Source organism: Promicromonospora sp. NPDC023987 (assembly GCF_040639055.1).
Classification (GTDB): domain Bacteria; phylum Actinomycetota; class Actinomycetes; order Actinomycetales; family Cellulomonadaceae; genus Promicromonospora.
On sequence record NZ_JBEZZF010000095.1, the window covers coordinates 1 to 15337 of the forward strand.

At 70.9% G+C, this 15337-nt stretch carries 12 protein-coding genes and 1 tRNA gene; 6 read left to right on the forward strand and 7 right to left on the reverse strand.

Annotated features, from left to right (window positions below):
- Positions 1 to 104: 104 nt before the first annotated feature.
- From AB0F40_RS25430 to AB0F40_RS25440, 3 genes are read right to left on the reverse strand one after another with little or no spacing between them, the layout of a single operon-like run.
- Positions 105 to 1730 (reverse strand): family 43 glycosylhydrolase, encoded by a 1626-nt coding sequence (locus tag AB0F40_RS25430; protein ID WP_357474512.1) that lies wholly within the window; start codon positions 1728 to 1730, stop codon positions 105 to 107.
- Positions 1727 to 3910, reverse strand: coding sequence for an alpha-galactosidase (locus AB0F40_RS25435; RefSeq protein ID WP_357474515.1), 2184 nt, complete (start codon positions 3908 to 3910; stop codon positions 1727 to 1729). Before AB0F40_RS25435 ends, AB0F40_RS25430 begins: the two co-directional genes overlap by 4 nt.
- Positions 3907 to 4911, reverse strand: coding sequence for a family 43 glycosylhydrolase (locus tag AB0F40_RS25440; RefSeq protein ID WP_357474517.1), 1005 nt, complete (start codon positions 4909 to 4911; stop codon positions 3907 to 3909). The genes AB0F40_RS25435 and AB0F40_RS25440 overlap by 4 nt, the downstream gene beginning before the upstream one ends.
- A 51-nt stretch (positions 4912 to 4962) precedes the next feature.
- On the opposite strand from AB0F40_RS25440, the gene AB0F40_RS25445 reads away from it, so the two are divergent.
- A complete protein-coding gene (locus AB0F40_RS25445; RefSeq protein WP_357474520.1) occupies positions 4963 to 5982 on the forward strand; it encodes a substrate-binding domain-containing protein in 1020 nt (339 codons plus the stop codon).
- Positions 5983 to 5990: 8 nt separating this feature from the next.
- On the opposite strand, the gene AB0F40_RS25450 is transcribed toward AB0F40_RS25445, so the two are convergent.
- From AB0F40_RS25450 to AB0F40_RS25460, 3 genes are read right to left on the reverse strand one after another with little or no spacing between them, the layout of a single operon-like run.
- The gene (locus AB0F40_RS25450) at positions 5991 to 6920 is read right to left on the reverse strand and encodes a carbohydrate ABC transporter permease (RefSeq protein ID WP_357474523.1); all 930 of its coding nucleotides are present in this window, start codon (positions 6918 to 6920) and stop codon (positions 5991 to 5993) included.
- Positions 6917 to 7852, reverse strand: coding sequence for a sugar ABC transporter permease (locus tag AB0F40_RS25455; protein WP_357474526.1), 936 nt, complete (start codon positions 7850 to 7852; stop codon positions 6917 to 6919). Before AB0F40_RS25455 ends, AB0F40_RS25450 begins: the two co-directional genes overlap by 4 nt.
- Positions 7853 to 7880: 28 nt before the next feature.
- On the reverse strand, positions 7881 to 9215 hold the full coding sequence (locus tag AB0F40_RS25460; protein WP_357474529.1) for an extracellular solute-binding protein: 1335 nt from the start codon (positions 9213 to 9215) through the stop codon (positions 7881 to 7883).
- 182 nt (positions 9216 to 9397) lie between these two features.
- Here AB0F40_RS25460 and AB0F40_RS25465 point away from each other — a divergent pair, with 182 nt between their 5' ends.
- From AB0F40_RS25465 to AB0F40_RS25480, 4 genes are all read left to right on the forward strand, one after another.
- On the forward strand, positions 9398 to 10357 hold the full coding sequence (locus AB0F40_RS25465; protein ID WP_357474532.1) for a hydroxyacid dehydrogenase: 960 nt from the start codon (positions 9398 to 9400) through the stop codon (positions 10355 to 10357).
- 70 nt (positions 10358 to 10427) lie between these two features.
- A complete protein-coding gene (locus AB0F40_RS25470) occupies positions 10428 to 11018 on the forward strand; it encodes a dihydrofolate reductase family protein (RefSeq protein WP_357474535.1) in 591 nt (196 codons plus the stop codon).
- 13 nt (positions 11019 to 11031) lie between these two features.
- Positions 11032 to 11880 (forward strand): aminotransferase class IV, encoded by an 849-nt coding sequence (locus tag AB0F40_RS25475; RefSeq protein WP_357474538.1) that lies wholly within the window; start codon positions 11032 to 11034, stop codon positions 11878 to 11880.
- A gap of 82 nt (positions 11881 to 11962) precedes the next feature.
- Positions 11963 to 12034: transfer RNA gene (locus AB0F40_RS25480), tRNA-Val, on the forward strand.
- Positions 12035 to 12429: 395 nt separating this feature from the next.
- Here the strand turns inward: AB0F40_RS25480 and AB0F40_RS25485 are convergent.
- Positions 12430 to 13332, reverse strand: coding sequence for an alpha/beta fold hydrolase (locus AB0F40_RS25485; RefSeq protein WP_357474540.1), 903 nt, complete (start codon positions 13330 to 13332; stop codon positions 12430 to 12432).
- A gap of 217 nt (positions 13333 to 13549) precedes the next feature.
- Between AB0F40_RS25485 and AB0F40_RS25490 the strand changes: the two genes are divergently transcribed.
- Complete coding sequence (locus AB0F40_RS25490; protein WP_357474543.1) at positions 13550 to 15214, forward strand: beta-1,3-glucanase family protein; 1665 nt, start codon at positions 13550 to 13552, stop codon at positions 15212 to 15214.
- Positions 15215 to 15337: the final 123 nt, after the last annotated feature.

A 15337-nucleotide genomic window follows, 5' to 3' on the forward strand; every position in this document is an offset into this window, starting at 1 on the left:
GTGAGCAAGGCGCCCTCCCGTCGACGCTCGGCCATCGAAACGTGCCATGACGCACGACAGGGCTCGCCGGAAAGTAAAGATCAGTTTTCCGGCAATACGCCGAGTCAGGGCCGCAGTACCCAGTCGGAGAAGTCGGCGGTGAAAGCGCCGTCGACCAGGTCGATCACGCTGATCCCCACGAATGCGCCGGTGAACCGCAGGCGCTGGCCGAAGTCGTCGGACAGCTCGCTGAAGTCCACGTCCGGTCCCACCTGCGCCCATGGCCCGCTGCCGTGCGCGGAGGCCGACGCCGAGGACAACCGCGCCGTCGCACCGTCGATCTGCGCGCGCAACCGGATCGGCCCGTCCGCAAGATCGACGGTCGCCAGCACCCGGGCACCGTCGGGGTGCCCGTGGGTGAGGACCAGCACGCGGCGACCCTGGTCACCGGCCCACTGCTGGCCCGCCTGCGGCTCACCCTCTGGCTCGGCCCAGGTCACGTGGAGCTGGTAGTAGGACGTCGTGTCGTACCAGAGCACCAGCCCGGCCGACCGGGTGAACGTGGTGGGCTCGGCGTCGACGGTCACCTCGACGTCGGCACGGTGCTCGGTCAGGCGCTGCGCCAGGAGGGACTGCTGCCACAGCGACTCGGCGGACATCCGGCCGCGCAGCCGGAGTGTGGCCGGCCGACCCGGAACGGACTCGACCCAGTCCCCAGGCGGCTCACGCAGTGTCGACCAGGGCCACCCGGGAGCGACGTCGAACCCGCCGCGCGGGTCGGGCACGGCGGCCCCGACGTCCGGCACCTCCACCTCGGTGGCCGGGTGCCAGCCACCCTGCGCGAGCCGTGGCCAGCCGTCGGCCCAGACCACACGCTGGACCGCCGTCTCCCGGCCGAGCGTATTGCGCGGGCCGGCCGGCGTCGGCACCGGCCGGGATGCCAGGTGCGTCAGGTACCACTCCCCCGACGGCGTCTCGACGAGCTCGCCGTGCCCGGCCTTCTGCAGCGGGACCGCCGGGTCGTCGCGCGAGGTGAGCAGCGGGACGTCGTCCACCTCGTACGGGCCGGTCAGCGAGCGGCTGCGCGCGACGAGCACCCCGTGCTCGACGCCGGTGCCGCCCTGGGCGAGCAGCAGGTAGAACCAGCCGCCCTCGACGGTGATCTTCGGCCCCTCGACCAGCTCGTCGCGCTGCAGCAGCAGCCGGGTCGGCCCGACCGCACGGACCCGGCCGCCGGGCAGCTCGGTGAGGTCCAGCTCGGTGAGCACTATGCCGTCGAACCGCCGTCCGCCCACCCGGGAGTCGTTCTGCAGGTTCAGCAGGTAGTGCCGCCCCTCGTGGTGCAGCAGGGACGGGTCGAACCCGTGGCCGGGCAGCCGCACCGGCGTCGACCACGGGCCGCCGACGTCGGGCGCGGTACAGACGTAGGTCTCCAGGTCGTAGTGCCGGGTGCCGACCGAGCGGACTATCGAGTACACGACCCAGAACACGCCGTCGGCGTGGCTCAGGGCGGGCGCCCAGATCCCGCCCGAGTCGGGCACCCCGAGCAGCGACCGGCCGGGGGCGGCGCTGTCGACGGCCCCGGCGTGCTCCCACTCCGCGAGGTCGCGCGAGCGATACAGGGGGATGGTCGGGAACCACTCGAACGAGCTCGTCGCGAGGTAGTACCAGTCGCCGACGCGGATCACCGACGGGTCCGGGGCGAAGCCCCGCACCACCGGGTTCACCGCCCGGCGCACCGGGCCGCTCACGAGCCCACCCGCACCCGCAGCAGGCGCGCCGACGTCAGGGCCGGGAGCTTGAGCTCCAGCACCCGGCCGTCGTCGGCGACGGTGACCGACTCGCCGCCCCAGCGCGGGTACAGCACCTCGACCGCCTCGTCCGCGACGCGGCACGGCAGCGGCACCCGCAACGTGTCCGGTGCGCCGTCGTCCTGGCCGCCCCTGCGCCAGACCGCGAGGTAGAGGTGGTCGCCGTCGCGCGCGCCCTGGACGATCCAGGGGTCGCGCCAGCCGGGCAGGCCGAGCGGCCACACCGGTACCGAGCGGCCGACGGCGGAGCGGATCGCCCGGTAGGCCGCGAGCGCCTCCCGGACCACCGCGCGCTGTGCGGCGTCGAGCGTGTCGACGCGGCCGGCCAGGTGCACGCGCGCGAGCAGCGCGGTGACGAGGGAGAAGGCGAGCTGCTCGCGGTCCATGGTGCCGTCGACGGAGGCCCACACGCCGGTCTGCTCGGGTGGGAGGGCCAGCGGTGCGGCCGCGGCGATGGGCGGGGTGGCGCGGTAGTCCTGCTGGTCGGTGACGGACTGGACGGGAAAGACGCTGCCGCTGGCCGGGTCGGTGCGGGACCCGCCTGCCGCGCACGCCTCGATCACGAGGCCGGGGTGGCGGTCCATGACCGCGCTCGCCCAGGCCAGGAAGGCGCGGCCGTGCTCGAGCAGGCCGGTACCGGGTGCCGCGCCGATCCCCGCGTCGGTCCCCGGGCCGATGTCGATGTTGTGGTCGAGCTTGAGGTAGGCGAGGCCGAGCGTGCTCACGAGCCGGTCGATCACCGTGTCGAGGTGTTCGCGTGCGGCGGGGTGGCGCAGGTCGAGCTGGTGCCTGCCCCACTCGGTGACGCGGTGGCCGTGGCGCTGGAAGAACGCGGCGTCGGGCAGCGTGCGGGCGACCGGGCTGCGCACACCGACGACCTCGGGTTCGAGCCAGAGGCCCGGCTGCATGCCGAGGGCGCGGATCCGGTCGATGAGGCCGCCCAGGCCGCCGTCGGGGAAGCGGGTGGTCGAGGGCTCCCACTGGCCGACGGAGTCCCACCAGCCGCCCTGCTCGTCGTCGTACCAGCCGGCGTCGATCACGTAGTACTCGGCGCCGAGGTCGGCGGCCGCCTCGATCAGCGGCAGCTCGCGCTCGGTGGTGGGGTCCGACATGAGGGCGTTGAGGAAGTCGTTGTAGACCACCGGCAGCGTCTCGTGGTCGGGGTGCTGCCGCCGGGTCCGACGGCGGTGCGCCGTGAGCGCGGCGCCGACGGCGTCCAGGGTCACCTCGGGCCCGTCGGGTGTGCCGGGGACGACGGCGAGGCTCACCGGGACGCTGGTGAACGCTGTGGTGGCGTCGAGGTGGCCGGCCCAGTGGTGCTCGTGCGCCGTCGGGCCCATGACGGCGAGGTAGACGTCGTCGTACCGGTCGCCGAGCTCGGCGTGCCAGGCGCCGCTGGTCTCGACCTGCCAGGCGAGCAGGCGGCCGGTGCGGGTGTCCTCGACCAGGCCCATGGCCAGGTGCTCGGACGTGGACCAGGCGCCGGTGGAGGTGAGGCTGATCCGGTTCTTCGAGCCGACCTGGCCGAACCGCACCATGCCGACGTCGTACAGCCCGCGCTCGGCGAGCGTGGACCGGCGCCAGCGGAACTCGCCGCTCCACGGGTTGGCCGCCTCCCACACGGCGAGCTCGGTCTCCCAGCGGGCGGCGTGCCCGAGCCCGGAGACGACGCCGGTGGTGACGTGGTCGAGCACCAGCTCGCGGTCGGACGTCAGCTCGGCCCAGGTCCGGAGCACGGGGATCGCGTCAGCGAGCTCGTAGTGCACGGTGGCGCGCAGGCCGGACTCGGCGTCGGCCAGGTGCAGCAAGAGCTCCCGGACGGGACCCTCCCGCTTGTCCTCCGGCGGACCGGTGAGCCGCATCCGCTGGGCCGCTGCGCCGTCGACGTGCCGCTTGCCGGAGGTGCCGGACCGCCCGTCGCCGAGCACCGCCACCTCCAGGACCGGGAGCGCGGAGCGGCGCAGGCCGTCGAGGTCGGGGCGGTCCTCGCCGGTGTGCCACAGGGCCACCAGGCGGGGCGCCGTGTGCGGGCCGTGGGCGATCACCACGCGGACCACGTCGTTGCCCCACTCGAGCCGTTGCTCGGTGCTGTCCTCGAGACCGGGAAGGGTGACGGTCATGCGATGACTCCGGTCCGGGGGTCGATGGTCCAGGTGTCCCGCCACTCGAGCCGGGCGGCGCCGTCGGCGATCCGGACCGGGAGCCACACGGGCGCGGAGTGGAACAGGTCGTCCTTGTCCCACCGGTCGCCGACGTAGACGTAGCTCGTGCGCTGCGAGCCCTGGACGGTCACGATCGTCGAGGTCTGCGAGTCGTAGGTGGCCGAGCCCGGCGGCGCGAAGTCCGCCCAGTCGCTCCACGGTCCCGCCGGCGACGACGCCGTCGCCACCTTGTTGTCGTTCGTAGACCACCCGGTCAGCTCGGAGCCGAACAGGTAGTAGAGGCCGTCCACCTTCACCAGGGCCGGCGACTCGTAGCCGTGCGGGCCCGCCGGATGGTCGCTCGGCGGGGTGAGCGTGGTCGCCACGATCTCCTCGACCGCCAGGTAGTCGGCGGACAGCCGGTAGACGTGCAGCCCGTGCTCGCGGTCCTCGGACAGGAGGTACCCAGTGCCGTCGTCGTCAGTGCCGTCATGATCAACGAAGACGCCGATGTCCCTGCTGATGTTGCCGAGCGGGCGCTCGCTGCGCAGGTAGGTGTACGGGCCCTCTGGCCGGTCGGCGACCGCCCACCCCACCCGGGCGTAGGCGTAGTCCGCCGACTCGACGTGCAGGAACATCACGTACTTCCCGGCCGGGTTGCGCAGCACCTTCGGCCGCTCGACGACCCGCCCGGGAGCGAGGTCGGGGATGTCCGGCGAGGGCGCCAGGGCGTGCCCGTGCGCGGTCCAGGTCGCCAGGTCGGGCGACGAGTAGCAGGCCACTCCCCCGAACGTCCCGGCATTCGTCTTGTCCTCGCCCCAGGCGTAGAACCTCGTCCCGAACCTCTGGATGCCGACGCCGTGCAGCTGGGCGACGGCGCCCTGGTCGTCGACGAAGAGTCGTCCTGGTGCGATGACGCCTCGTGGCGCAACGCCTGATGGTGCGGCGACGCCTCGTGGGGCGTGCGGATGGGTGGGCACTCAAGCTCCTCGGGTGGGGAAAACGTTATCAGCTGTCGTATGCTTCGGGTCATGGCCAGTCCGAAGCCGTACCGAGCCCCAGTCCTCGCCGATGTCGCCAAGGCGGCGGAAGTCTCCGTACCCACCGTCTCCCGGGTCCTGAACGGCTCGAAGTACGTGGCGCCCGACCTCGCCCAGCGGGTGAACGAGGCGGTGCAGACCCTCGGGTACCGCCCGAACGGCGCCGCCCGCTCGATGCGCTCCGGACGGCGGACGCTCGTGTCGGTCCTCGCGGGGGCGACCGCCAACTACGGCTACGCCCGCACGCTGCAGGGCGTCGAGACCGCCGCCCGCCGCGCGGGGATGACGGTGTCGATCACGGTCGTGGAGTCCGGCGACGCCGAGCACGTGCACGCCGCCATCGACCTCACCCTGGCCCAGCCGACGGCGGGGGTGATCGTGCTCGAGTTCGACCGCGCGGGCATCAACGCCGCCAAGGCGCTGCCCGAGAGGCTGCCCGTCGTCGTCGCCGGTGGCGGCTCGCGCCGCACCGGTCATGTCCCGGCGGCGCTGATCGACGAGCGCACCGCCGGGCGCCAGGCGACCGAGTACTTGCTCCACCTCGGCCACCGGACCGTCCACCACATCGCGGGCCCCACCGAGGGCAAGCACTCGGGCCGCACCGACGGCTGGCGCGCGGCCCTGGGCGCCGCCGGGGCACCGGTCCCGCAGATCATGCGGGCCGACTGGGACGCGAGCGCCGGCTACCGCTGGGGCGAGCGGATCGCCGGGATGAGCGACGTCACCGCGGTCTTCTGCGCCAACGACGACATCGCGCTGGGTCTCATGCGCGCGCTGACCGACCGCGGCGTCGACGTCCCGGGCGACATCTCCGTGATCGGGTTCGACGACCAGCCGCTCGTCGCGCTGTGGCGCCCCTCCCTGACCACGGTGGACCAGGACTTCGAGGACCTCGGCGCCCGGGCGTTCGGCCTCCTGTCGCAGGTGATCGACGGCGACGTCGACGCGGCGTCGTCGGTCACGGCGCCGCAGCTGGTGGTGCGGGAGTCGACTGCTGCCCCGCGGGGCTGAGCCGGCCACTACTTCAGGCTCCCGAGCGTCACGCCCGAGCGCCAGTAGCGCTGCATCGAGATCATGAGCACGACCATGGGGATGGTCGAGACGAGCGAGCCCGTCAGGACCAGGCTGGTCAGGTCGACGGTGCTGTCGGTGCCCCGCTGGAGCCAGGAGTACAGACCGAGCATCACGGGCCACTTCTCGACGCCCTTGAGGAACACCAGCGGCCACATGAACGCGTTCCAGCTCGCCACGAAGTGCAGCAGGAAGATCGTCGCGCCGGCGGTGGTGAGCAGCCGCAGCCCCATGGAGAAGAACATCCGGTACTCGCCGGCGCCGTCGATGCGCGCGGCCTCCATGAGCTCGGTCGGCACGGCGCCCTCGGCGTAGACCTTGGCCAGGTAGACGGAGAACGACCCGAACATGCCGGGCAGGATCATCGCCCAGATCGTGTCGTACAGCCCGAGCTGCACGAACAGCACGAAGCTCGGCACGATCATCAGCGAGCCCGGGATCAGGAAGGACGCGATGATCAGGCCCATCGTCAGCCCGCGCCCGCGGTAGCGGTACTTGGCGATGCCGTAGCCGGCAGCGAGTGCGACCAGCGTGAGCCCGAGCGAGCCCAGCCCCGAGTACAGCACGGTGTTCCACAGCCAGCGGGTGAAGATGCCGTCCTGGTAGGTGAACAGGTTGGCGAGGTTGTCCCACAGGTCGAACTGCGCGAACCACAGGCCGTTGGTCGTGTACAGCTCCCGCTGGTTCTTGGTGGCCGCCACCAGCAGCCACCACAGCGGGCCGACGGCGTACAGGCCGAGCGCGACCAGCACCCCCAGGACCACCCAGCGGGACGAGCCGCGCGCCTCCGCCGCGGAGCGCGCCTCTGGCACGGGCCGACTGCGGCGCCTGGCCGGCGGGGCCTGCCGGGTCGCCGGTTCGAGTGTCGCGTGGCTCATGACTCCTCCTTGTTCATGAAGCGGTAGATGATCGCGGAGGCGATGCCGACGACGACGGCGAGGATGACCGACAGGGCCGTGGCGTAGTTCAGGTTCCCGACCTGGAACGCCTGGTCGTAGATCATCATCGCGGGGGTGAAGTCCCGGGTGATCGTCTCGGGTGTGACCGCGCGGAACAGGACCGGCTGGTCGAAGAGCTGCAGGGTGCCGATGATCGACAGCAGCGACGTCAGCACGAGCGACCCGCGGACGAACGGGACCTTGATGGACCAGGCGATCCGCAGCTCGGACGCCCCGTCGATGCGGGCCGCCTCGAAGATCTCGTGCGGTACCGACTGGAGCGCTCCGTACAGGATGAGCATCGTGAAGCCGAGTGCGCTCCAGACCGCGAGGTTGCCCATCGAGACCCAGACCATCGAGCTCGCGAAGAAGTTCACGTCCAGGCCGAACAGCGCGAAGAACCCCGTGATCGGACCGACGGTCGGGCTGTACTGGTAGATCCAGATCATCGCGGCGACGATGCCGGGCACCATGTACGGCAGCAGGAGCGCGATGCGGAAGCGTGCGGCGGTACGACGCCGGGCGGCGTCGAGCACGAGCGCCAGGCCGAGGCCGAGCGCCTGCGTGAGCGGCACCACCACGATCGCGTAGAGGAGGACGCGGAACATCCCGGTCCAGAACGCGCCGTCGGCCAGGCCGGTGGCGAAGTTCCGCAGCCCGGCGAACTCGACGGTCTGCCCGCCGAAGCCGAGTCCTGACGACTGGGTGGTGTAGACGCTCTCGCGCACCCCCATGAGCACCGGGACGATCACGAACAGCGTGAACCCTGCGAGGAACGGGAGGGTGAACGACGCACCCTTGAGGCTCTGCGCGGTGCGCCAGCTCATGAGCGGCCGGGACAGCGGCCGGGACTCCGGAGCACGGACGGACATCCGCGTCCTCCTTTCGTAGGTCAGCTGGTCACTCGGCAACGGTGTAGGCGATGCCCTTGTCGTCGAGGTCCGATGCGACGAAGTCCTGCACAGCGGTCAGCGCCTCCGCGAGCGTGATCTCGCCCGCGACGGCCTTGCCCCACTGGTCCTGCAGCTCGGGGAACCAGGCGTCGTAGTTCGGCCCGAGCTCGAACTTGCCGATCACCTGTTCCTGGGCGGCGAGGATCTCCTCGCCGGCGACCTTGTCGTCGACGAAGAAGCCCTCGGGGATCACCGCTTCCACGTAGTCGGACGCGTCCGGGATCTGGACCGGGAAGCTGACCGCGCCGGTCTCCTTGTTTCGGCCGGCCTCGATCGCCTCCGGCGTGGTGAGCCAGTCGGCGTAGGCCACGACCGCCTCGGGGTTCTCGCAGCCCTCGGGGACGAACGACGGGAGCGTGCGCCCGGGTGTCACCGGTTCGGTCGCGTCCGCGAACTGCGGGATGGGGTGCGCGGACCAGTCACCCGCGGAGTCGGGCAGGTTGGTCTGCAGGCCCGTCAGCGACCACCACTGCGTGGTCGTGGAGGCCATCTTGCCCGAGTCGAAGTACTTGTACAGGGCAGGCCGGTCCATGTAGGTCTGGTTGGAGACCAGGTCCTCGTCGATGAGCGGCTGGTACACGTCGGCCGCGGCGAGCGTGGCGTCGTCGGTGAAGTTGACCACCCACTGGTCGCCGTCGATGGTGAACCACTCGGCGCCCGCCTGCTGAGCCAGGGCCATCAGGCCGCTCGGGTCCTCGCCGGCCAGGTTGGTGATGTCGATGCCGTGGGCCCCAAGCTCCCGGCCGGCCTCGACGAACTCGTCCCACGTGGTGGGGACCTCGACGTCGTACTTGTCGAACGTCTTCTGGTTCACCATGTAGAACTGGCCGTCCGACCCGGTCGGCAGGCCGTAGTACCGGCCGTCGACCTGGGCCGCCGAGAGCGCACCCTCGTTGTACAGGTCGGTGGAGCCCTCGACCTGCTCGGTGATGTCCTGCGCCCAGCCGTTGACGACCATGGTGGTCAGCGGCGCGAAGCCCTGGACGAGGCACGGGACGCCCGAGTCGGCCTCCATCGCGTTGCGGAAGTTCGTCTGGGTAGCGACGTTGCTGGCCTGCAGCACGTACTCCACCGTGACGTCGTCCTGCGCCTCGTTGAACGTGTCGACGATCTGCTGGCCGGTCTCGGCGTTCCAGCCCCAGACCTCGATGGTGACGGGGCCGGCAGGTTCGGCGTCGCCGGACGCGCCGGCCGACGAGGCGTCGGCCGAGCAGGCGCTCAGGCTGGTCAGCGCCGTCACGGCGAGCCCGGCGGTCGCCCAGCGGGCACGTGATCTGATCATGGCTCTCTCCTTTGAGAAGTACTCGTCCTTGAGCTGCGTCGCGGTCGAAGCAGGAAAACGTTCTCAGATTAGCGTCCTGGTCCAGGCTGTCAAGCGCCTGTCTCATTTCGGGTTGCAAACCGCTGCGCTCTTCCTCTCGGACCAGGACAACGTTATCCTGTGCACCGGACAAGGAGGTCGAGATGGAACCACTCAACGTCGTGCTCACCATGCGCCCGGCGGCGCTCGCGGAACGGCTCTTCGACGATGCCGCCCGTCGTCGGCTCGCGGCCGTTGCCGAGGTGTGGCCGGACGTGCTCGAGGAGCTCACCACACCAGCGGCGACCAAGGCACTGGAGCACTGCGACGTGCTCGTGACCGGCTGGGGCGCCGACCACCTCACCGACACCGTGCTGGCGACGGCTCCCCGGCTGGGCGCCGTCGTGCACACCGGTGGGAACGTCACGCACCTGCTCGGCCCAGCGGCCCGCGAGCGCCGGATGACGCTGACCGACGCCCGCGCCGCGAACGGGCGCCCGGTCGCCGAGCTCTCGCTCGCGCTCATCCTCCTCGCGGGCAAGCAGACCCTGCCGGCCGCGCGGCTCTACGCCGAGCGGCGCGCCTTCATCGACCGGGAGCAGGCCTTCCCGCAGGCCGGGAACCACGGCCGCCGCGTGGGCATCGTCGGGGCCTCGTGCATCGGCCGGCAGACGATCGAGCTGCTGCAGCCGTTCGACCTGGCGGTATCGGTCTTCGACCCCTACCTGACCGACGACGACGCCCAGCACCTGGGTGTGCACAAGGTCGAGCTCGACGAGCTGATGGCCACGTGCACGGTGGTCTCGGTCCACGCACCCGACGTCCCCGAGACACAGCGGATGATCGACGCGCGCCGGCTCGCCCTCTTGCCCGACGGCGCCACCCTCGTCAACACCGCCCGCGGCGCCCTGGTGGACACCGATGCGCTCGTCGCCGAGCTCGCCACCGGGCGGATCGACGCGATCCTCGACGTCACCGAGCCCGAGCCGCTGCCGGCGGACCATCCGCTGTGGACCCTGCCGAACGTGCTGCTCACACCGCACATCGCTGGGTCCATGGGGAACGAGCTGGGGCGGCTCGGCGACAACGCGGTGACGGAGATCGAGCGCCTCGCCCGCGGATGACCGGGGCCGATGTCGCGGGCCGGTGAGTCGCGGGCCGATGAGTCGGGGCGGCCTCCGTCGTCCTACCGCTATGGGAATCGTCAAAGCAGATATGGCAGTGTCGCTCGACGGCTACTCCGCCGGGCACGACCAGAGCCTGGAGCATCCTTTCGGGCCGCTCGCCGGCGAACGACTGCACACCTGGATGTTCGAGCACGGGGACGCGCACCAGGCCGAGGTGGACGCCATCGTCGGCGCGGGCGCGTACATCATGGGGCGCAACATGTTCACCCCCGGCCGCGGGCCACTGGACCCGGACTGGAAGGGCTGGTGGGGCGACGACCCGCCGTACCACGGGCCCGTCTTCGTCCTGACCCACCACGCGCGCGACCCCATCCCGATGGAGGGCGGCACCACGTTCCACTTCGTCACCGACGGCATCGAGAGCGCGCTGGAGCAGGCCCGCGCCGCCGCGGGCGACGGCGACATCTCCATCACCGGCGGGGCCACCACCCTCAACGAGTACCTCGCCGCCGGACACGTCGACGAGCTGCGCCTGCACGTCGTGCCGTTCACGCTCGGCGCGGGCACCCGGGTGTTCGACGGCGTACCGCCCATCGAGTTCGCCTCGACCTCCGTGCGGCACACGCCCGAGGTCACCCACGTGACCCTGCGCCGGTGACAGACTGGACGTCATGACGGTCATCTGGACAGAGGGGCGCATGGTCGCGCCCGACGAGGCCGCGCTCAGCGCGGTCGACCACGGCATCACTGTCGGCGACGGCGTCTTCGAGACGTGCGCCGTCCTCGGCGGGCACGCGTTCGCGCTGACACGACATCTCGCCCGCCTGGAGCGGTCGGCGGCCGGCATGGGGATGGCGGACCTCGACCTGCACAAGGTGCGCGGTGGCGTCGACGCCGTCCTCGCCGCCGCGCCCGACGCCGGGCGCCTGCGCATCACCGTGACCGACGGCGTCGGGCCGCTGGGCTCCGGCCGGTCGGCCGGGCCGCAGACCGTGGTCGTGGCGGCGAGCCCCGCCGTCGTCGTACCCACCGGACGTGCCGCGCGCTCCCCCTGGACCCGCAACGAGAACAGCGCGGTCGCGGGGCTCAAGACGACGTCCTACGCGGAGAACGTCGTGGCGCTCGCGGACGCGCTGGCCAAGGGCGGCGACGAGTCGGTGTTCGCGAACACGCGCGGCGAGCTGTGCGAGGGCACCGGCTCGAACGTGTTCATCGAGATCGGTGGCGAACTCATCACTCCCCCGCTCAGCGTGGGCTGCCTGGCCGGCATCACGCGCGAGCTGCTGCTCGAGTGGGGCGCCGAGGACGGCCTCCCCGTGCGCGAGGCGAAGGACGGCGAGCTGCCGTTCACGGTGCTCGACCAGGTGGCCGCAGGTGAGGCACGGATGCTGCTGACAGGATCGGTGCGGAACGTGCAGCCGACGGTGTGGCTGGACGGCGCCGACCTGGAGGTCGGCGAGCTGTCGAGCGCCGCGCGTGACCTGTTCGAGCGGAACATGCGCGAGCGGATCGATCCCTGACCCGGCTGGGCGATTCGGATTTCGCATCCGCGCTCGAAGCAGGCTAATATCGTCCACGCACGCCTTACGGGGCGGGCAGCACGGGCGATTGGCGCAGGGGTAGCGCGCTTCGTTCACACCGAAGAGGTCACTGGTTCGATCCCAGTATCGCCCACCGTGTCAGAAGGCCCTCCGACCAGCGGAAACGCTGGGTCGGGGGGTCTTTCGTCTGCCCCGACGTGTCGGTGCGGGACTCCTGGGGGACCAACTGGGGGTCAGCTGGCCCGGGGCCGAGCCGGGCCGAGCCGGAAGTTACTGGTCACCCCGGCCGGCCACCGCCGTCGAACCGCAACTTACTGGTCACCCCGGGTGCCGAGCCGAAACCTAGACGTCGATCCGGGCGTTCAGGCACGTGCTTCTTGCGGCTCGGCGCCCGAGCCCACGCGTACCTTGCGGTTCGGCGCCAGCAGGCCCCTCAAGCCCACCGCACCTTGCGGTTCAACACCAGCAGGCCGCCCAGGCCAACCCGTATGTTGCGGTTCGGCACCCGATGACGCCGGACCCACCAGCTCACAACGGGCCGCCGACGCCGGTGCCGGCGGTGACGTCCCTGACGAACGCCGCCATCACCGCCGCGCACTCCGGCGAGTGGGTCTCCAACAGCATGTGGCCGGCGTCGTAGACGTGTAGCTCCAGCCGGTCGAGCACCCTCGCGTAGCCCATGATCTCGGCCAGGTCGAAGTAGGCGTCGTGGCGACCCCAGAGCACGAGGCACGGCGGCTGGTGGGTCCGGTGGTAGTCGGCCAGCTCACCGAAGCGGGCGACGTGGTTCGCATAGTCCCGGAACAGCCGGAACTGGGCCTCCAGATTCCCGGGCCGCGTCATCCGCGCCCAGTCCAGGTGCCACGGCTCGGGTGGCTGGAGCACCCGCACCCGCTCCGGCAGCCCGCTCACGTACTCGTCGCGGACGCCCTCGAAGTTGAGCCACTCGGGCAGCCGCGCGCGGTTGGCCTCCGATGGGTCCGCCCAGTACGCCTTGGCACTGTCCCACTGGCTGCCCAGACCGTCCTCGTGGGCGTTGCCGTTCTGCACGATGAGCCCGAGGACCCGCTCGGGGTGCCGCGTGGCGAGGTGGTAACCGACCGGGGCGCCGAAGTCGTGCAGGTAGACGAAGAACTCGTCGACCCCGATCTGCTCGAGGAACGCCTCGACCGTGTCGGCCAGGTTGGCGAACGTGTAGTCGTACTCGTCCACGTCGGGCGCCGAGGAGAACCCGAACCCGGGGAGGTCCGGAGCGATGACACGGCCCACCCGCGCCAACGGCGAGAGCGCGTGCCGGAAGCTGTGCGAGGAGCTCGGGAAGCCGTGCAGCAGCAGTACGCAGGGCCGGCCTTCTGCCCCCGCCTCCCGGTAGAAGATCTCCAGCCCACCGATGTCGACACTACGGTGGCGCGGCTTGTCGATCGCCTCCATCCGGACCCCTCCTTGGGCTGGTCGGCGTCAGGACGGCGCCGGCCGACCGGCGCCCGGTCCAGGGCTGGTCCACTCCCACGAGACTAACCGGACACTCGCCGCCGCACCGAGATCTCGTCCGGCTAGTGACATAGGCAGGATTCCTCACTAATATCCGTTCTGCTGACAGTCCAGTAAGTACAACGACGTACCGAACGGAATACGAGGAGATCTCCCCATGTCACGTACCAGACCCAGATTCCACCGGCTCCTGAAGGCGGTCGCCGTGTTCGGCGCGTTCGCCGTCACCGCTACGGCGCTCGTCGTCACGCAGCCCCCGCCCGCCACGGCCGTCCCCGCCACGATCCCCATGACCATCACCAACGACTCCGGTCGCGGCGACCAGGTCTTCATCTACGTGCTCGGCACTCCCGGCCAGGACCGGCTCGGCTGGTCCGACGCGGCCGGCACGTTCCACCAGTGGCCGACGGTGGGCGGAACGCCCGTCGACGCGCCCGACGCCTCGATCGCCGGCCCGCGGGACGGGCAGTCGATGACCATCCAGCTGCCCAAGCTGTCCGGCCGGGTGTACTTCTCGTACGGCAGCAAGCTGTCGTTCAAGATCGTCAACAACGGCAGGCTCGTCCAGCCGGCCGTCCAGAACCCGCAGGATCCGAACCGCAACAAGCTGTTCGCCTGGACGGAGTTCACGCTCAACGACGACGGCCTGTGGATCAACAGCACCCAGGTCGACTTCCTCTCCGCTCCCTACCAGACGGGCCTGCAGAAGGGTGACGGCTCGGTGATCAGCACCGGCATGCTGAAGCCCGACGGCTACACCAACGTCGTGAACGCCCTGAACAGCACACCCGGCTGGAGCAACCTGGAGCAGTACGCTCCCGACGGCTCCCTGCTGCGCGTCCTCGCCCCCGGGCATGCGATCGAGACCGGCCAGATGGACCCGAACATGATGGCCGGCTACGTCGACCGGGTGTGGGCCAAGTACGCCAACGAGCCCCTGACCGTCGCGCCCTACTCGTACGACCCCGCCGCCCGGTTCACCGGCCGCGTGCAGAACGGCGTCATGCGGTTCACCGACTCGTCAGGCGCCTACGTCACGGAGTTCCGTAAGCCGTCGAGCGACTCGATCTTCGGCTGCTACAAGGATCTGGCGGCACCGAACAACGACATCGGCGCCATCGCCCGCACGCTGTGCGCAGGCTTTCACCGCACGACCCTCCTGACGAACACCACCCAGCCCGGCACGAACACGTCGAACTTCTACCAGGAGTCCGTGACCGACTACTACAGCAAGTACATCCACGAGCAGATGGCGAACGGCCGGGCCTACGGCTTCGCGTTCGACGACGTCCTGGCGCAGGAGTCGCTGGTGCACGACGGCAACCCCACGGCGGCCTACATGCAGCTCGACCCGTTCCAGGGTGCCGCGACGCCGATCGCCGGTTCTGACGGCGGCGGGGGCGACGACGGCGGCGGGGACGACGGGTCGGCCCTACCGCAGGGCACCAGCCCGGTGCACGCGGCGAACGGTATGTGCGTGGACGTCCCCTGGGCCGACTCGCACGACGGCAACCCGCTGCAGATCGTGAACTGCAGCGGCAACGCCGCCCAGTCCTGGACCCGGTCCGGTTCGACCATCAGCGCGCTGGGCAGGTGCATGGACATCTCGGGCGGCAGCACCGCCGACGGCGCCGTCGTGCAGCTGTGGACCTGTAACGGCACGGGTGCTCAGAGCTGGACGTACCAGTCCGCCGCCCGGGCGCTCGTCAACCCGCAGTCGGGTAAGTGCCTGACGGCGGTCGGGGGCACCCCCCTGCACGACGGGCAGCGGCTGGAGATCCGCGGCTGCTCCGGCGCGGAGGCGCAGCGCTGGACCTTCTAGGGCGCTCGTCGCTGGTCGAGCTTGTCGGCGACGACACGATCGTGTTCCCGCAGCTCTCCCAGGACGAGATCATCGAGATCGTCGACCTGGAGATCGCGAAGCTCGACCGTCGTATGCGCGACC

Bases quoted from the DNA above. Each gene is read 5' to 3' on its own strand.
- AB0F40_RS25435 (WP_357474515.1), bottom strand. From the start codon at position 3,910: ATGACCGTCACCCTTCCCGGTCTCGAGGACAGCACCGAGCAACGGCTC.
- AB0F40_RS25445 (WP_357474520.1), top strand. From the start codon at position 4,963: ATGGCCAGTCCGAAGCCGTACCGAGCCCCAGTCCTCGCCGATGTCGCC.
- AB0F40_RS25450 (WP_357474523.1), bottom strand. From the start codon at position 6,920: ATGAGCCACGCGACACTCGAACCGGCGACCCGGCAGGCCCCGCCGGCC.
- AB0F40_RS25455 (WP_357474526.1), bottom strand. From the start codon at position 7,852: ATGTCCGTCCGTGCTCCGGAGTCCCGGCCGCTGTCCCGGCCGCTCATG.
- AB0F40_RS25460 (WP_357474529.1), bottom strand. From the start codon at position 9,215: ATGATCAGATCACGTGCCCGCTGGGCGACCGCCGGGCTCGCCGTGACG.
- AB0F40_RS25465 (WP_357474532.1), top strand. From the start codon at position 9,398: ATGGAACCACTCAACGTCGTGCTCACCATGCGCCCGGCGGCGCTCGCG.
- AB0F40_RS25470 (WP_357474535.1), top strand. From the start codon at position 10,428: ATGGGAATCGTCAAAGCAGATATGGCAGTGTCGCTCGACGGCTACTCC.
- AB0F40_RS25475 (WP_357474538.1), top strand. From the start codon at position 11,032: ATGACGGTCATCTGGACAGAGGGGCGCATGGTCGCGCCCGACGAGGCC.
- AB0F40_RS25485 (WP_357474540.1), bottom strand. From the start codon at position 13,332: ATGGAGGCGATCGACAAGCCGCGCCACCGTAGTGTCGACATCGGTGGG.
- AB0F40_RS25490 (WP_357474543.1), top strand. From the start codon at position 13,550: ATGTCACGTACCAGACCCAGATTCCACCGGCTCCTGAAGGCGGTCGCC.